The organism is Chitinophaga solisilvae (assembly GCF_009928525.1).
Lineage (GTDB): Bacteria > Bacteroidota > Bacteroidia > Chitinophagales > Chitinophagaceae > Chitinophaga > Chitinophaga solisilvae.
Window position 1 is genome coordinate 581,493 of the sequence record NZ_JAABOK010000003.1, and the last position, 17,704, is coordinate 599,196.

19 protein-coding genes are annotated in these 17,704 nt (G+C 46.3%); 14 read left to right on the top strand and 5 right to left on the bottom strand.

What is annotated here, in order from left to right; all coding sequences use genetic code 11:
* Positions 1 to 29: 29 nt before the first annotated feature.
* On the bottom strand, positions 30 to 908 hold the full coding sequence (locus GWG06_RS08285; RefSeq protein WP_127034940.1) for a DMT family transporter: 879 nt from the start codon (positions 906 to 908) through the stop codon (positions 30 to 32).
* 121 nt (positions 909 to 1,029) lie between these two features.
* On the opposite strand from GWG06_RS08285, the gene GWG06_RS08290 reads away from it, so the two are divergent.
* The 12 genes from GWG06_RS08290 to GWG06_RS08345 all read left to right on the top strand — a co-directional run bounded on the left by GWG06_RS08290 (position 1,030) and on the right by GWG06_RS08345 (position 10,193).
* Entirely contained in the window at positions 1,030 to 1,776 is a 747-nt protein-coding gene (locus tag GWG06_RS08290) for a PPK2 family polyphosphate kinase (RefSeq protein ID WP_127034938.1), read from the top strand.
* Positions 1,777 to 1,854: 78 nt separating this feature from the next.
* Positions 1,855 to 2,280, top strand: coding sequence for a large conductance mechanosensitive channel protein MscL (gene mscL, locus GWG06_RS08295; RefSeq protein ID WP_127034936.1), 426 nt, complete (start codon positions 1,855 to 1,857; stop codon positions 2,278 to 2,280).
* Positions 2,281 to 2,364: 84 nt separating this feature from the next.
* Positions 2,365 to 3,309, top strand: a complete 945-nt coding sequence (locus GWG06_RS08300) for a DUF3078 domain-containing protein (protein WP_127034934.1) — start codon at positions 2,365 to 2,367, stop codon at positions 3,307 to 3,309.
* A gap of 112 nt (positions 3,310 to 3,421) precedes the next feature.
* Positions 3,422 to 4,216 (top strand): segregation and condensation protein A, encoded by a 795-nt coding sequence (locus GWG06_RS08305; RefSeq protein WP_127034932.1) that lies wholly within the window; start codon positions 3,422 to 3,424, stop codon positions 4,214 to 4,216.
* The gene (locus GWG06_RS08310; protein ID WP_127034930.1) at positions 4,209 to 5,114 is read left to right on the top strand and encodes a helix-turn-helix domain-containing protein; all 906 of its coding nucleotides are present in this window, start codon (positions 4,209 to 4,211) and stop codon (positions 5,112 to 5,114) included. The genes GWG06_RS08305 and GWG06_RS08310 overlap by 8 nt, the downstream gene beginning before the upstream one ends.
* Positions 5,115 to 5,213: 99 nt before the next feature.
* Positions 5,214 to 6,089, top strand: coding sequence for a pirin family protein (locus tag GWG06_RS08315; protein ID WP_127034928.1), 876 nt, complete (start codon positions 5,214 to 5,216; stop codon positions 6,087 to 6,089).
* Between the two features lie 31 nt (positions 6,090 to 6,120).
* A complete protein-coding gene (locus GWG06_RS08320; RefSeq protein ID WP_127034926.1) occupies positions 6,121 to 6,645 on the top strand; it encodes a YceI family protein in 525 nt (174 codons plus the stop codon).
* A 34-nt stretch (positions 6,646 to 6,679) separates the two neighbouring features.
* Positions 6,680 to 7,309, top strand: a complete 630-nt coding sequence (locus tag GWG06_RS08325; RefSeq protein ID WP_160712505.1) for an NAD(P)H-dependent oxidoreductase — start codon at positions 6,680 to 6,682, stop codon at positions 7,307 to 7,309.
* A gap of 218 nt (positions 7,310 to 7,527) precedes the next feature.
* Complete coding sequence (locus GWG06_RS08330; protein ID WP_127034922.1) at positions 7,528 to 7,938, top strand: OsmC family protein; 411 nt, start codon at positions 7,528 to 7,530, stop codon at positions 7,936 to 7,938.
* Positions 7,939 to 8,076: 138 nt separating this feature from the next.
* A complete protein-coding gene (locus GWG06_RS08335; RefSeq protein WP_160712507.1) occupies positions 8,077 to 8,790 on the top strand; it encodes a pirin family protein in 714 nt (237 codons plus the stop codon).
* 144 nt (positions 8,791 to 8,934) lie between these two features.
* Complete coding sequence (locus tag GWG06_RS08340) at positions 8,935 to 9,648, top strand: HAD-IIB family hydrolase (RefSeq protein ID WP_160712509.1); 714 nt, start codon at positions 8,935 to 8,937, stop codon at positions 9,646 to 9,648.
* Between the two features lie 173 nt (positions 9,649 to 9,821).
* Entirely contained in the window at positions 9,822 to 10,193 is a 372-nt protein-coding gene (locus GWG06_RS08345; protein ID WP_160712511.1) for a hypothetical protein, read from the top strand.
* Positions 10,194 to 10,199: 6 nt separating this feature from the next.
* On the opposite strand, the gene GWG06_RS08350 is transcribed toward GWG06_RS08345, so the two are convergent.
* The 3 genes from GWG06_RS08350 to dxs all read right to left on the bottom strand — a co-directional run bounded on the left by GWG06_RS08350 (position 10,200) and on the right by dxs (position 14,547).
* Positions 10,200 to 11,315 (bottom strand): PAS domain-containing protein, encoded by a 1,116-nt coding sequence (locus GWG06_RS08350; RefSeq protein WP_158631323.1) that lies wholly within the window; start codon positions 11,313 to 11,315, stop codon positions 10,200 to 10,202.
* Positions 11,316 to 11,440: 125 nt separating this feature from the next.
* On the bottom strand, positions 11,441 to 12,487 hold the full coding sequence (locus GWG06_RS08355) for a ferredoxin--NADP reductase (RefSeq protein WP_160712513.1): 1,047 nt from the start codon (positions 12,485 to 12,487) through the stop codon (positions 11,441 to 11,443).
* Positions 12,488 to 12,621: 134 nt separating this feature from the next.
* Positions 12,622 to 14,547: a 1-deoxy-D-xylulose-5-phosphate synthase gene (gene dxs, locus GWG06_RS08360; protein ID WP_160712515.1), complete on the bottom strand. Its 1,926-nt coding sequence runs from the start codon at positions 14,545 to 14,547 to the stop codon at positions 12,622 to 12,624.
* 329 nt (positions 14,548 to 14,876) lie between these two features.
* Between dxs and GWG06_RS08365 the strand changes: the two genes are divergently transcribed.
* Both GWG06_RS08365 and GWG06_RS08370 read left to right on the top strand, forming a co-directional pair.
* A complete protein-coding gene (locus GWG06_RS08365; RefSeq protein ID WP_235938224.1) occupies positions 14,877 to 15,815 on the top strand; it encodes a sensor histidine kinase in 939 nt (312 codons plus the stop codon).
* Positions 15,816 to 15,912: 97 nt separating this feature from the next.
* Positions 15,913 to 16,641: a LytR/AlgR family response regulator transcription factor gene (locus GWG06_RS08370; protein ID WP_127034906.1), complete on the top strand. Its 729-nt coding sequence runs from the start codon at positions 15,913 to 15,915 to the stop codon at positions 16,639 to 16,641.
* Between the two features lie 29 nt (positions 16,642 to 16,670).
* On the opposite strand, the gene GWG06_RS08375 is transcribed toward GWG06_RS08370, so the two are convergent.
* Complete coding sequence (locus GWG06_RS08375) at positions 16,671 to 17,432, bottom strand: phosphoglycerol geranylgeranyltransferase (RefSeq protein ID WP_127034904.1); 762 nt, start codon at positions 17,430 to 17,432, stop codon at positions 16,671 to 16,673.
* Positions 17,433 to 17,704: the final 272 nt, after the last annotated feature.

The following is a 17,704-nucleotide window of genomic DNA, read 5'->3' on the forward strand; positions in this document are numbered from 1 at the left end:
CTGCCAGCTCCGATACTGTTTTAATAACATCAGCTGCCGGCTTTGGCCCGGTTCACCAGGTACACTCCCAGCAGAATAATACCCATACATAATATCTGCATCCACGTAATGGCTTCATGCGCCAGTAGCCCCCAGCCAATAGCTACTACCGGTAACGCATATGTTACCATAGAAGCAAACATGGAACCAGCCCGCTTAATGAGCAGATAAAATAAAACGGCCGCTACACCCGTACCCATCACACCTAATACAATGCCCGCTGAAAGTGAACGCCAGGGCGCATCCGGACGGGAAAACTGCGGAAAGAAATCTGTGTATATCAATACAGGCAGGGTGAACAATCCGCAGAAAAACATAGCGATAGCCCCCAGCTGCACAGAGGCAAACCCCTTCAGATAGTGATGCACCAGACTGATATTTACACCGTAACTCACCGTAGCCAGAATAACCAGCAGGCCATAGTACCAGTGGCCGCCGGTATGAATACCCTTTGACGCAAATAACAGGATAACTCCTGCCAGCCCTACACATACGCCGGTTAGCTGCGCCTTCTGAATGGGGCTTCTGAAAATAATCAATCCGGACAGTAACGCCATCAGTGGAACCAGACAATTAAGGATTCCTGCCAAAGAGCTGTCTATCTCCGTTTCCGCAATACAAAACAAAAAAGCAGGCAGGCCGTTGCCCAGGATACCGGAAAGAATAATGACCGGCAGCTTGCTGACGGGCGTTTGCCGCAGCGCCTTCGGAAGAAAGGGAAGTAATGCGATGCCCGCAGCCACCAGCCGCAAGCTGGCCACCTGGTAAGGTGTAAACGATTCCAGTCCGATCTTCATTAAAATAAAAGAGCTACCCCATGTAAGTGATAGCATCAGGAAAATGCCCCAGTGGGCTAACTTTTGATTCAAGATGGCATCTTTTTAGAAACACAAAGGTCAGCATATAAAGGAATTAAATCAAAATATTAAAGCCCCTTATGCAACACTTCTCTGCTGATTTTGTTAAATTCAATGATAAGATTGTAAAGCCATGAGTAAAATCAAATTGTCAACTATTAGCACTACCGCGCCCAAGAAACTGGAGAAAGACAAGATCAAGGCCGCCACTCAGGACATTTTAGCCGAACTGGACGAACTGCAAAACCTGTTATACGCCCAACATAAACATGCTGTGCTGATGGTGATTCAGGGAATGGATGCCAGCGGAAAAGACGGCGTCATTAAAAATGTAACCGGCACACTGAACCCGCAAGGCTGTACCGTAAGTTCTTTCAAAGCGCCTACCACAGAAGAGCTGGATCATGATTTCCTGTGGCGCATACATAAGCAGGCGCCGGGAAAAGGAATGATCCAGGTGTTTAACAGGTCGCATTATGAAGATATACTGATTCAACGCGTGCATAAATGGATAGATGATAAAACCGCCTACAAGCGGATGGAAGCTATCAATGATTTCGAGAAGCTGTTAACCGTGCATAATAATACCACCATCCTGAAGTTCTATCTGCATGTGTCCCGCGAGGCGCAGCAGCAGCGCCTGGTAGAACGTACGGAAGATCCCCGGAAGATGTGGAAGTATAATGAGAAGGACTTTGAAGAAGCGAAACTCTGGGATAAATATATGGATGCCTACGAAGATGCATTCAGGTATTGCAATGATGTTCCCTGGCATATTGTGCCGGCAGATAACAACTGGTATAAGGAATACCTGGTGGCCCTAACGTTAAGGGATACACTGGCATCGCTGAAAATGAAATACCCGCGGTTGAAGAAATAATGAGTTAATAATGAAGCGGTTCCATGTGAATATGTTAATTTTGTCGTCAATATTTTAACCAAATTAAAACCTTGCATTATGTCGTTCATCAAAGAGTTTAAAGAATTTGCCATGAAAGGCAATGTGATGGATCTTGCTGTGGGTGTGATTATTGGTGCTGCGTTTGGAAAGATTGTTACATCGTTGGTAGATAACATCATTATGCCGCTGGTAGGTGTAGTAACTGGAGGTGTGAATTTTACCGACAAATTTGCCTATCTCGACAAGAGCAAGGGCACGGATTTTCCTTCACTGGCAACAGCGAAAGCTGCAGGCGCCAACGTATTTGCATACGGCGCTTTTATCCAGAGTGTGATAGATTTTATCATCATTGCCCTGTGTATTTTTATGCTGGTGAAATTCATGAACAAGCTCACCAACAAGAAAGACGCCCCTCCGGCAGAACCTACAGCACAGGAAAAACTCCTGATGGAAATCCGCGACGAACTGAAAAAATCCAGATAAATCTTTTTATATCCCCATGCCATCAGCTTCTCATCCCATGAGAAGCTGATGGTACTTTATATCTAATCTTTAAAAAACAAGTTGATGAAAAAATTTACTTTATCCATAGCCTGTCTGTTGATGTGCTTTATGGCCGCTCAGGCGCAGAATGACTGGATGAAGACTTCACGGGAAGAAGCCATGAAGAAGATCAAGAAAGAAGATCCTACAGATACTATTCCCAGATTGTGGAGAAAAGGACTGAATCTGAATATCAACATTAACCAGGGATCCCTGAGCAACTGGGCTGCGGGTGGTGATAACTTTTCCTTCTCCCTCGGATCTACCGTATATGCGTATGCGTTTTACAAGAACGGCCGCCGGTCATGGGACAACATCGCGGACCTCGCTTACGGATATATCAATACCACCAGCCTCGGTGGCCGTAAAAGCGACGACCGTATTGACCTCACTACCAAATACGGCTACGATATCGGCAGGCACTGGTATGTAAGCGGGCTGGTAAACCTGCGTACCCAGTTTACCAACGGTTACCTGTATGACAAGGATTCTGCCACGCTGACGTCCAAATTCTTCTCTCCGGCGTATGTACTCCTGTCTCCGGGTTTTGATTATAAGCCGAACAACGAATTTTCGCTGTTCCTCTCTCCTGCTACTTCCCGTTTTGTGTTTGTGATGGATAAATATCTGTCCAGCCAGGGCGCCTATGGTGTAGACACCGGCAAGCATTTCAAATATGAAATCGGTGCTTATCTTTCTGCCAACTATATCAAAACAGTGGCTAAAAACATTACCTATAAAGGCCGGCTGGATTTGTTCTCTGATTATCTGAGTAATCCGCAGAATATCGACGTGTTTTTCACCAACGCCCTGGAACTCAAGGTAAATAAGTGGATTTCAGCACTGCTGACTGTAGATATGATTTATGATGATGATGTGAAACAGTTTGAAAATAAAGACACCGGCATCAAAGGCCCTGCTCTTCAGATCAAACAGGTGATTGGAGTCGGGTTTGCCGCGAAGTTCTAGTTACCGGGAATTTCCTTACTTTTGATAGTACACAAAGCAGTACAGATATCAACCTGGATTGATTTCTTACTGCTTTGTGGCATTAATCAGGAATGTCATTAAAATAAATAATGTGAGCGAACAAGTTTCCTATAAAATCAAGCTGCCGCAATTTGAAGGTCCTTTCGACCTGCTGTTGTTCTTTATAGAACGGGATGAGCTGGACATTTACAACATTCCCATTAATACTATCACGCAGGAATTCCTGGACTATATCCATCATATTGAGTCGCTGAATATTGAGCTGGCCAGTGAATTCATCCTGTTTGTATCCACGCTGATGCGTATCAAGGCAAAGATGTTGCTGCCCCGCAAGGAAGTTGACGAACAGGGGAATGAGATAGATCCCAGGATGGAACTGATTGATAAAATCCTGGAGTACAAGCGCTATAAGCAGGCTGCCGCCGAACTGGCGGAAATGGAAGCCGACCGTATGCTGCAGATCAAGCGTGGTAATATCGCTAAAGAACTGGCGGAAATCGGGGAAGCTACCAGCGAAGGTACCGAAGTACAGACCCTCACCCTCTTTAAGCTGGCCAAAACCTTTGAAAAGGTGATGCAGCGCATGAAAGAGCGCGATCATAAGCCCCAGCACGTAGTGTATAAGTACGATTACACTATGGAAGGCTCCAGGATGTATATGGAAGAACTGGCTAGAGCGGAAAGAACACTGGCTTTCGAAAAAATATTCGATCACTGTAAAGACCGCGTACACGCTATTTTCCTGTTTCTGAGCATGCTGGAACTGGTGCAGATGAAACACCTGGGTATTATGGTGGGAGAAGGAAGAAATAATTTTATTGTTGAATACATTGACCCTGCTGACCGCGAGGAAGAACCGGCAGGAACAACGCTGATCGATGGCTGATAAACGTGAAAATATAGAAATTGTGTCCCTGCCGAAATATGCGCAGGCAGATCCTACCTTTGTGGTGTCCGGACTTTGTGAACTGGGTGAAACCTTTTTCAGCCGTATCGGGGTGCCGCACCGCCACGATTTTTATACCATATACTGGATCAAGAAAGGTAAGCTGTTTCACACCATCGATACTGTTACCCACGAAGTAAAGAAAAATACCCTCTTTTTTCTGGCTCCCGGACAGGTACACACCCTGCAGATGAGCGAAAGGATAGAAGGTTATATGATTGCCTTTCAGGATGCCTTTATGTGCCTGAAAGACCAGACACAGGTATCCGGTATTAATTCCGGCCTGTTTTTCAATAGCCAGTTCAGTAGCGTTATCACCCTGGATCAGGATCAATCCATCGATATAGAAGCTATTGTGCGCCTGATGATGAAGGAAATTGCCACCCGCGAACCGGAGTATGAAATGGCCCTGCATGGCCTGCTGCGTTATTTCCTGGTGCTGGTGTCGCGGATAAAGGGGCAAAGTGTGGGCATCTCACCGGAACAACATGCCCAGCATAACAGTTCTGTCTTCCTGAAATTCAAAAACCTGATCGAAGAAAATTACCAGCAATTAAAAACCGTATCTGATTATGCAGACCTGCTGCATATAAAACCCGTGCTGCTGAATGAAATCAGCAAGCAGCTTTCCGGTATTACTGCCGGGGAGCACATCCGTAACAGGGTCATCCTTGAAGCCCAGCGCTACCTCTATAATACAGACCTTACTGCCAAAGAAATAGCCTATAAGCTGGGATTTGAAGATCCGCACTATTTCAGCCGCTTTTTTAAGAAATATACCTCTCAAAGCCCCTCCGAATTCAAGGAGGCTTCCCGTACTATCAGCCACCAGCAATGATTTTAGCCCCCTTCTGAAAAAAGTCCATCAGGTAATGCGTTTTATCCATTTCCGATGGGTGTTGTAACATGTACTTTTGTATTGTCTTAGGAGGCAAATATGAAAAACACAATAAAACATGTAAGTCAGATTTTGATAGCGCCGGCCCCTCACATGGTGGGCGACGGATTCAGGGTACAGAGCGTATTGCCGGGCGGCACCCGCTCCACCAATAATATGGTAAGCCCCTTTATCCTGATGGATTACGGCGCGCCGTCTTATTTCCCGCCGACCACCAGGCCCCGTGGCGTGGATCAGCATCCGCACAAAGGTTTTGAAACCGTAACCGTAGTGTATCAGGGGGAACTGGAACACCGCGACTCCACTGGCAGCCATGGTAAACTGGCTCCCGGCGATGTGCAATGGATGACTGCCGCAGCAGGTATCGTGCATGAAGAAAAACACGAGACCGAATTCAGCAAAAGAGGCGGAAAGGTTGAAATGGCGCAGCTCTGGGTAAATCTTCCCAAAGCATTTAAAAACAGTCAGCCTGGTTACCAGAACCTGACCAAAGCCGAAATACCGGTAGTAAACGTCAGCGAAGAAGGATATGTACGCGTAATCGCCGGAGAATACAATGGTATCAAAGGCGCAGCCAAAACCTTCACGCCGCTGCATGTGCTGGATATTAAACTGAAGAAAGGCGATAAGATCACCACCAGCTTCCCTGAAAATTACAACACCATAGCGGTGGTATTTCATGGAGAAGCGGACTTCAACGGCAACGCCGCGAAAAGTGTAGAAACAGTATTGTTTGACCATGAAGGTACAGACATCAACATCACTGCGCTGGAAGACACGACCATACTGTTGCTGAGCGGTGAGCCAATCAATGAGCCTATTGTAGCATACGGTCCGTTTGTGATGAATACACCGGAAGAAATCAATCAGGCCATCGACGACTTTAATGCCGGTAAAATGGGCTTTCTGAATTAAAAATTACCAATAACAACTTAAACCGAAATATATGACAACCTGGAAAATAGATTCCGCACATAGCGATGTACAATTTAAAGTGAAGCACCTGATGATCACGACCGTTACCGGTCAGTTCGGAACATTTGATGCTACCATGACCACTGCAGGCAATGATTTCAGCGATGCGAGCATTTCTTTCGAAGCAGACATCAATAGTATTACCACGCAGAATGCACAACGTGATGAGCACCTGCTCGCAGGCGATTTCTTTGATGCCGCCAAATATCCCAAGCTGCAGTTTGTATCTAAAGAAGTGAAGAAAGTAGACAGTGAGAATTACAAACTGATTGGCGACCTGACCATCCGCGACAATACCCGTCCGGTAGAGCTGAACGTTGAATTCGGTGGTGAAGTGGTGGACCCATGGGGCCAGACCAAAGCCGGATTTGAACTGAGCGGTAAAATCAACCGTAAGGATTTCGGTCTTACTTTCCACGCTACAACAGAAACCGGTGGCGTTTTACTCAGCGATGAAGTGAAACTGCTGGCAAGTGTACAGATGATTAAACAATAATAACTACCGGAAACGGCTAAAAATACTATATACAATGGACATCATAGAACAACTGGAATGGCGTTATTCAACAAAGAAATTTGATGCGGCAAAGAAATTAAGCAAGGAACAACTGGACAGGGTACTGGCTGCAACAAGGCTCTCCGCCTCTTCCTACGGCTTACAACCGTATAAAATACTGGTGGTGGAAAACCCGGCTGTCAGAGAAAGACTGAAAGCCGCATCCTGGGGACAGCCACAGATCACTGATGCATCGCACCTGGTCATTTTTGCAAGAGTGGACAATTTTAATGAATCTCACGTAGACGAATATACGAATCATATCGCCCAGGTGCGTAGCATCAACCCGGAAGATCTTGCCAGCTTCGGGGCCATGATGAAAGGAACAGTTAACAGCCTGACACCTGAAAAGTCGGCTGCATGGACCTCCAAACAGGCTTACCTGGCGCTGGGCACGCTGCTCACCGCTGCCGCCGCAGAAGGTATTGATACTTGCCCTATGGAAGGTTTCGATGCCTCCCAATACGACGAAATACTGGAACTGAAAGAGAAAGGCCTTGCTACCGTTGTTATCGCCGGGCTTGGCTTCAGACAGGAAGATGATCCAATGCAACATGCAATTAAGGTGAGAAAGCCGATAGAGAAACTGGTTGAGTTGATATAATTACGAATTACGAATTGCGAATTACGAATGTAGAAGCGAAGAGCTAATCGTAGATTGACGGGGATAAGTAAATATCACCTTTAATCTACGATTAGCTCTTCGCTTCTACATTCGTAATTCGCAATTCGCAATTCGTAATTCGTAATTCGCAATTCTTTTGTATTTTGTGGCCCTTCAATGAAAGGATTAATCACCTCAAATAATAAAGCATTTTTAACATGAAAAGATTTGCATCTGCCAACTGGCAAGGTACCGGTAAAGAAGGTAAAGGAACATTAACGTCCCAGTCTACCGTATTAAACAGCACGCAATATTCCTACAGCAGCCGTTTTGAAGAGGGTGTAGGTACTAACCCGGAAGAGCTGGTGGCTGCAGCGCACGCTGGCTGCTTCACTATGAAACTGAGTTTCGTAATCTCCGGAGCCGGCTTCACCCCCGGTAATATCGATACCAAATGCACTATTACGTTGGAGAATGGCGCTATCACTTCCAGCCACCTGGTAGTGACTGCATCTGTACCCGGACTGGATGCAGCTAAATTTGCTGAAATGGCAGCTGATGCAAAAGCTAACTGCCCTATCAGCAAGCTGCTGAATACGGAAATCACTATGGAAGCTACACTGGTGTAATATCAGCAGCAATATGATGTAGAAAGGGAGGTGCAGGGCATCTCCCTTTTTTTGTCCACGTTTTTCTTCATATGGTCCATTTTCTTCCCCTGCCTTTTATACGACCTTTGTATTGTAAATCAAAAGGAGAATTAAGTTATGAAAAAGATTATTCATCGTGCAGCAGACAGAGGTTACGCAAATCATGGCTGGTTGAAAAGCCATCATTCATTCAGTTTCGCCAATTATTATGATCCCAATAAAATTCATTTCGGCGCATTACGCGTATTGAATGATGATATAGTAAAAGGTGGAATGGGCTTTGGCGCGCATCCGCACGACAATATGGAAATTATATCCATTGTACTGGATGGTGCGCTGGAACACCGCGATAACACCGGTAAACAGGAAATCATCCGCAGAAATGATGTGCAGGTGATGAGTGCAGGAACCGGAGTGGTGCATTCAGAATTCAACGCTTCCAAAACAGAAGATGTGAACTTCCTGCAGATATGGGTATTCCCGAAAGAAAGGAATATCAAACCCCGCCACGATCAGAAAACATTTTCACCTGCCTTCCCTGAAAATGGGCTGCAGGAGATAGTTTCACCTGATGGCAGTAATGGCGCCCTCAGTATACATCAGGATGCCTGGTTTACATTGGGTAAGCTCGAAGCAGGCCAGCAGCTGGATATTACACCGAAACAGAAAGGTAACGGCTGCTATCTGTTTTTATTGAGCGGAGAGGTGAAGATTGCAGGAGAAGTGCTGGAAACACGCGATGCTATTGGTATTGAAGATTATGATACCACACAGCTTGAAGTGCTGAAACCGGCAGAGTTTTTGTTGATAGATGTACCAATGCTGAACTAATATTCAACAGGTCATTTATTAACCCATTATATATTGACAAGAGATCAGCGGTAACGCTGGTCTCTTTTTATTTATGTTAAGAGATGGAACTGTATTTGTATTTCATCTGCAAACATTATATTTTACCAGCACGGAGGATTAATTATGTTATTGGCAACGGATCTCGACGGAACATTCCTGGGTGGCTCGGAAGCGCACCGGGAAGAATTATACACATTAATACGCAGCAGAAATGATATTCAACTCGTTTTTGTAACGGGAAGGGGTATACGAAGTGTACTGCGGCTGCTGGAAGATGAAACCATTCCTAAGCCGGAATACATCATCTGTGATGTGGGGGCTACGGTTACGCACCTGGCTTCACTGGCGCCGGTAGAGCCTGTGCAGTCGGGCATTGCCAGCCTGTGGCCCGGCGATCATGTCAGGGAGCAACTGAAAGCAGTGGAGGGGCTGCTGCACCAGGAAGCGCATCAGCAATACCGCTGTTCTTACTATTACGATGACGCTACAGATATTGAGGCGGCGAGGGAAGTAGCTGCTTCCCTGCATTGCGACCTGCTGTTATCGGCAGGAAAATACCTGGATATATTGCCGCGTGGCGTGAGTAAAGGCAATACACTGCAGCAGCTGCTGGGAGTTATGGCATTGCCGCATCAGCAGGTGCTGGTAGCCGGCGATTCCATGAACGACTACTCCATGTTTGAAATGGGATTTAAAGGCGTGGTAGTGGGAGAAGCCGAGCCGGAACTGGTAGTACGCACTACCGGAATGAAGAATGTACTGCAGGCCGGACACAGCGGCGCAGGGGGCATCCTGGAGGCGATGACTTTCTTCCCGGAGTTCGGTATTTACTTATAAATCATCAAAAAGATGTGCGGAAAACTTATGATTGTTGCATCGAAAAAGATTGTAACTTAGAATCAGTCTTTAAGAGAAAGATCGGCCTGATGTAAAACATTAATGGATATTGAATACAGCGTTTGGTAATGATGAAAATATATTATCTCATCATTTAAATTGATCAATACACCATGGAAATTACAACACAGCCTGCAGAGCAGCAGCAGATGAATGCATGGAAAGAAGAAGTGAACGATGTCAGAACTGAAGTGAAGATGATGCGGGAAAGACTGGAGCAGATTGTACTGAGTACTGCCCCCCGCGAAATCATGTCGAAAGTGGAACATTTTGAGAACCGTTTTTTAAGACAACGGGAAGTTGCCGACGAGATGTACCACGATATCAAACAATGCTCTAAAAAATTATCAGACCAGCCACAGGTAGTACATGATGATCGTCCGGTTGACGACTACCAGACCATACAGCACCGTATGGAAATATTCCAGAAACTGTTTATCGAATTAAAAGACGATTTTAATCACTTTATCACCTGCGATGTATAGCCTCGCTTACTGAATTTCTTTTGTCTTGTGTTCTATTTTATGGATGATATCATCCAGCTGCTGGGTAGACTGGTGCAGCCATTCCATCAGGCGGGAGTTGAGATGTATGTCCTGATTACTGGTGTCGAACAGCCGGGTTATACCCAGTATGGAAACCACCGGCTGGCGGATTTCATGTGAATTGATCCACGCGATTTCGCGCAGCGTTTTATTCTGTTCTTCAAGCCGCATAGCCTGTTTCACGTGCTTGTCTATATCCTGCATCATGCCGATCATACGCATGGGCGTGTTATTGCTGTACATGATAAAAGCACGGTCAACCACATATTTATAACAACCGTCTGCACAAAGAAAGCGGTATTGTTCCGACCAGTAATTCCGGTTATGTGTGAAACATTGCTCCAGTGAAGTCATGACCTGCGGGCAATCTGCCGGGTGTATATTGTTTTTCCACCAGTCGAAGATATCCGTTTCTTCTTCGGGCGAATGCCTGAAGAGGCTCGCCAGTCCATGATTCCAGCTTACGGTGTTGCTGAGCAGGTTTCTGTCATATACGGCATCGTTGGTAGCTTGTGCCAGCAGTTCATAGCGTACGCCCAGCTGATGCGCTTCCCGTGCCACCTTCACCTGTTCGTCCACATCTTTCGCCATGATAAAGCGTGCCGGACGGCCATAATAGCTGGTAGAGTGCGCATATATTTCCACAAAGAAGTTAATGCCGTTTTTCTTCCGGTGTTTCCAGATACCCCGGTATTCAACACCGTTGCATCTGTCCCTGATATTTTCCATCAGGGCTTCTACTTCTTCCTTTTCCCGTATATCCGCCAGCGTTAGTTGCAGGAACTCCTGCCGGGTATAGCCGTATTTATCACAGGCTGCCTGGTTTACGGAAAGAAAATGCAGTGTTTTCTTATCATAGATCCACATGGGCACGGGATGCTGACTGAATAACCTTTCGTATTGTATAAAATGATAATTTTTTTGGAGCAGTGTGATAGATAGTAGCAGGAAGACAATACCGGTAACGATTTCGCAGGCGATCAGCCCGGTTTTGACAATGGAGAATTCATTCCCGATAATCAGGTATGCATTGATGACAATGACCAGGAATAGTAAACACAAACATGCAATCTTAATTGGGGAGACACGCATTACCTGCTTTTCATCAAAAATTATGAAAAATAATGACAGGTAAAAAATAATAGATGAAGATGAGTGATTGACAATTTTATCTGCATTATGATACTTTATAATTCAAGTGATACCTGCTCACTGGCCGGGTAGCCGACGCACGTAAGCACCAGGCCTTCCGCCAGTTCTTTATCGGTCAGCACCTCATTGACAGGCATCCATACTTTCCCGCCGGTGCACAGCGCAGTACAGGACCCGCATACGCCGCCCTTGCAGCTGTAAGGCAGTGCTATATTATGTTCCAGGGCATAACTCAGGATGGTCTGGTTAGCAGGAATCTGCAGTTCATATACTTCATGGCGCAGCCATATCTTCACCTGTTTGAGCGAGGTATCTGCGGGCAGGGTAGTTCTGGCCAGGCGGGCTTCCGTATTCACGACAAAATTTTCCTTATGCAGCTGGTCTTCCCGGAAGCCCATAAAATGCAGGGTGAGCAGAATCATGCGCATATATTCCGGCGGGCCGCAGAGGAAAAACTGTGCTTCCGGCTTGTTGTACAACAGGTGTTCTGTGACCAGTAATTCCAGCAGGATGTTATTGAGCCGGCGGTAGGTATGCTGACTTTCCGGATCGTTGCTGAAAAGCCAGATGCAGTGCAACCTGTTGCTGTATTGCTCCTGCAGTGTCTGCAGTTCCTGCAGGAAGATGGTTCTTTCCGGCGTGGTATTGCTATAGATCAGTACTATACGGGCAGAAGGTTCTTCGTGCAGCATTTGTTTCAGCAGTGAAAAAACAGGTGTAATACCGCTGCCGGCAGCCATCAGAAAAATATCTCTGGCGCCATTGGTACCAGGTTCAAATGTAAAACGGCCGGAAGGCTCCAGGGAGGTCACTACATCGCCTTTCTTCCAGGTGCGCAGGATATGCCTTGAAATTTCGCCATTCTCCTTCTCCCGGATGGTAACACGCATATATGGATCAATACCGGGCGTAGAGCTGAAAGAATAAGAACGGCGGTATTCTTTCCCATGCAGCTGTATGATGAAGGTCAGAAACTGTCCGGCAAGGTAACTGACAGGTTCCTGAGCAACAGGCTCCAGGTAATAGGTGAAGGTGCCGGGTGTTTCTTTCCTGATGTCGGTAATCCTCAGTTGCAAATACATAATGTAGGGGAATTACGAATTACGAATTGCGAATTACGAATGAGGAGCGAAGACATAAGCGGATAAAGAATTTACTTCTTCGCTTATGTCTTCGCTCCTCATTCGTAATTCGCAATTCGTAATTCGTAATTATTTTAAATCGTTACTGTAATTTTTTCCCGCAGCATTTCCCTGGTAGTGCGGGCAATGCCGGCGGCGTCGTAGCCGCATTCACGGAAGAGTTCTTCCGGTTTGCCGTGTTCAATGATGGTATCGGGGATACCCATGATTTTCACGTCTGCCTTGTAATGGTGGGCAGCCATGAATTCGAGGATGGCGCTGCCGAAGCCGCCTTTAACGGCGCCGTCTTCTACAGTAATGACTTTGTCGAATGACTGGAAGATTTCATGAAGCATGGCTTCATCCAGCGGTTTCACAAAGCGCATATCGTAGTGGGCGGGCTGGAGGCCATCTGCTATCAGTTCTTTGCAGGCTTCTGTAACGAAGTTACCTACGTGACCAATGGAGAGGATGGCTATATCTTTACCATCGCGGATTTTGCGGCCGGTACCGGGTTTGATGGCTTTGAAAGGAGTACGCCATTCGGGCATTACACCTTGTCCGCGTGGGTAGCGGATAACGTAAGGGCTGTTGTTTTCAGGCAGTTGTGCGCTGTACATCAGGTTACGCAGCTCTTCTTCGTTCATGGGGGCGCTGATGATGACGTTGGGGATACCGCGCATATACGCGATATCGTAGGCGCCATGATGTGTAGGGCCGTCTTCGCCTACCAGTCCTGCTCTGTCGAGACAGAAGATAACGGGAAGGTGCTGGATAGCCACATCGTGAACGGCCTGGTCAAAGGCGCGCTGGAAGAAGGAAGAGTAGATATTACAGAACACGCGCATACCCTGGGTGGCCATACCGGCGGAGAGGGTAACGGCGTGTTGTTCGCAGATACCCACATCGAATGCGCGGTCCGGCATTTTTTCCATCATGAATTTGAGGGAAGAGCCGGAAGGCATGGCGGGAGTGATGCCGAGAATTTTATCATTTTTTTCAGCCAGTTCGATGATGGTATGGCCGAAAACATCCTGATATTTAGGTGGTTGTGGTCTGTCGATCTGTTTTTTGAAGATTTCGCCGGTGATTTTGTCGAACAGGCCGGGAGCGTGCCAGGTGGTCTGGTCCTTTTCTGCCAGGGCATATCCTTTTCCTTTTGTGGTAACGATATGGAGCAGTTTGGGGCCGGGAATATCTTTCAGGTCCTGCAGGGTATCTGTCAGTTTAGTGATATTATGGCCGTCTATAGGGCCAAAATAGCGCATCTGCAGGGATTCGAACAGGTTGCTGGATTTGGACACGACGCCTTTGAGGCTGGCTTCCAGTTTAGAGGCCATATCGCGGGTAAATTTCTTGCCTACAGGCAGCTTACCCAGGAGGTGCCATACATCGTCGCGTAATTTGTTATAGGTCGGCGATGTAGTAATATCGGTAAGATATTCTTTAAGGGCGCCTACGTTAGGGTCAATGGACATGCAGTTATCGTTGAGGATAATGAGCACGTTGGCATTGGCTACGCCGGCATGGTTCAGTGCTTCGAAGGCCATACCTGCGGTCATGGCTCCGTCACCGATTACGGCAATATGTTGTTTATCGAATTCTCCTTTGTAGTGGGAAGCCATGGCCATACCCAGTGCGGCGGAAATGGAGGTGGAAGAGTGTCCGACACCGAAGGTGTCGTATTCGCTTTCATCTCTTTTCGGGAATCCGCTGAGGCCTTTGTATTTCCGGTTGGTTGGAAATGCGTCCCTGCGGCCGGTCAGGATTTTATGTCCGTATGCCTGATGCCCTACGTCCCATACCAGCTGGTCATAGGGGGTATTGAATACGTAGTGGAGTGCAACAGTGAGTTCCACTACACCCAGGCTGGCTGCAAAATGGCCACCATGTACGCTCACCACGTCAATGATGTATTGACGGAGTTCATCGCACACCTGATGAAGCTGTTCTTTGCTCAGCTTTCTCAAATCAGCTGGATATGTTATCTGGCTTAAAAGTGGACCGGCCGTGATATTCATATAATGGCTCAGGGTTTTTGTTTAACAACAAAAGTACATAAATTATGCGTTCCGTAGCCAAATACCAAAGGGAAATGCGCCACTTTCACAGTATCCGCCATTCGGGTGGGGCCATTCGCCATTTACCCGGACGATTCGCCATTTATAATATTTAGGTTCGGCCGGGGGGAGCCAAACGGTATTTTTGGTATACTGGGGAAGTTTACTAATTTGATTGAATGTTAAAAAAGGTATCCAAATATTGGTGGAGCCAATTGGTGGGGTGGTCTGTATATTTGATTATAAATATATTTTTCAATTTCACCCTGAATACGCCAAATTTACGTGCAGTGGTGATTCTGACGATCATTTTCGCCATTTGCGGTGTCATATCCACTCATGTTTTCCGGGCGCTTATCAACAGGTCGGGTGACTGGGAAGGTTACAGCCTGGAGAAACAAAGCATATTATTCCTGGCAGCGGTTGTCGGTACCAGTATCATCTGGTATTTTGCCTATAACCAGACATTAGAATACCTGGTAGGGCAAAGGCCGAAGGGAAAGAATTTCCTGGAAAATATTATGATGAGCGGAGGGCTGCTGTCATCTTTTGCCATCTCTATCATCTGGTGGGGAATTTATTTTACATGGCATTATATAGAACGGAACAGAACCTCTCAGGTAGACAGGCTGAAACTGGAATCCACGGTGAAAGAACTGGAACTCAAAACCATTAAGGCGCAGTTGAACCCGCATTTCATTTTTAATGCGTTAAACAGCATACGGGCACTGGTTGATGAAAATCCACAGCGCGCAAGAACCGCTATCACAGAGCTTTCCAATATTCTCCGCAGTTCTATGGCCATTGAAAAGGCTGAAACAGTGAGCCTTGAAAATGAATTAAACATTGTAAAGGATTACCTTGCACTTGAACATATCCGCTTTGAAGAGCGGTTACAGGTGAAATACGAGATTGATCCGGATACGCTGTCACTACAGGTCCCTCCCATGATGCTGCAGACATTGGTGGAGAATGCGATCAAGCACGGGATTTCCAGGGTTATCAGCGGAGGTACGGTATATATTGCCTCCCGGCTGAAAGGAATGGAACACCAGATTACTATAGAAAATACAGGGCAAATGGTGGAAAAAGGTCTCAACGGCCACGGCTTCGGCTTACAAAGCACCCGGCAGCGTCTGAGCCTTCTGTTTGGCAACAGGGCTACCTTTGACATCAGGAATAAAGATGAAGAAACGGTGGTCGCCAGTGTGGTGATGCCATTGCTCTGATCACTTGTTATAACGGAAACCGCTGTAGCCGGCCCTGCCTGCTATGGCTTTATTTATTTGATAAAAAAATAGTCATCAACCAAACTTCATATTGCCAATGAAAAAAGCATTGATAATAGATGATGAACGCCTTGCCAGAAGTGAACTGAAGAAATTACTGGCAGACCATCCGGAAATTGTGGTGGTAGGCGAAGCTGTGAACGCGAAGGATGGTATAGAGAAGATTGAAACGCTACATCCTGACCTGCTGTTCCTGGACATTCAGATGCCGGATAAAACCGGGTTTGACCTGCTGGCCGAACTGGAAAAAACGCCACAGGTAATCTTTACCACCGCATATGACGAATATGCGCTGAAAGCATTTGAATACAATGCGCTGGACTACCTGCTGAAACCGGTAGAACCCAAGCGGCTGGCGGATGCTATCCATAAGTTGCATCAGCAGGACGAAAAAGACCGCCTGCTCGCTTCCGGTGGTATCCGCACGCTCCTGTCTGAAAACGACCAGGTATTTGTAAAGGACGGTGATCGCTGCTGGTTTGTGAAACTGCAGGAAATACGCCTGTTTGAAAGTGTGGGCAACTACGCGCGCGTGTATTTCGAAACCAACAAGCCGCTGATCCTGAAGTCGCTCAACGCACTGGAAGAAAGACTGGACGAAAGAGTGTTTTTCCGCGCCAACCGCAAACATATCGTGAACCTGCGGATGATCGAAAAAATTGACACCTACTTCAATGGTGGATTGTTACTGGAAATGAGAGGAGGCGAAAAAATTGAAGTGAGCCGCAGACAAGCGGTGAAGTTTAAAGAAATGATGAGCCTGTAATTCCGGCTTTTAGCCGTTAGTCGGAAAGACTAGCGGCTAAAAGCTTTCTGGGAAGAGTGAACGGCATCTGCCAGTTCCTTTATCAGGGAAAGATCGTGTTCAATAGCATTACCTACCACAATAATATCCGCACCGGCTTTACAGTTCAGGTAAGCCTTTTCTGCATCGCGGATACCTCCGCCCACAATAATAGGTACTTCCACCTGGCTGGCTACCCTGCTGATCATGGTTTCTGTAATAGGATTACGGGCGCCGCTGCCGGCATCCATATAAATAACTTTCATCCCCAGCATCTCCCCTGCCATGGCTGTACACATGGCTATATCCGCCTTGTCGGCAGGAATAGGCGTGGCGTTGCTGATGTAGGAAACAGTAGTGGGTGCGCCGCCGTCTATCACCATATAGCCGGTGGAAATAACCTCCAGCTGGCTTTTTTTAACGGCCGCAGCCGATACCACATGCTGTCCTATCAGTAGTTCAGGGTTTCTGCCGGAAATCATGGAGAGGTAAAGCAGGGCATCTGCATATCTTGAAACCTGGGAAGGGCTTCCGGGGAATAATATAACAGGAATATCACAGCTGGCTTTCAACTGTTGTACACATTCATCTAAATGATCGGTTATTACCAGGCTGCCTCCAAGGAAGATATAGTCTACCCGGGCTGCAGTACACTTAGCCGCCAGCTCAATTATTCCAGCAGGAGTTACCTTATCCGGATCAATTAAAACCGCGAATGCCTTTTCTTTCTTAGCCTTTTTTTCGATGAACGAAGAGTATATTTTATTGTACATCAATAGCGCATTGTTCCGGTTGTCGCAAAAGTATAATTTTTTTATTAATAACCCACATTGCTAAATAAATATGCATTCAATTCATTTTCTATTCATGAACTTCTTGATACTTATCACATTATAATTAACACACCAGGGTAAATCTTTGTTAACGACAAATTTTGAGCCGGATTTTTGTATCAGTTTCGATGAATAACAAACTTGCCCGTAAAGTGTTCTGGCAATTATCCACAATCTGTGTATAATAATAAACCTTTTCCCTGCATTTAAAA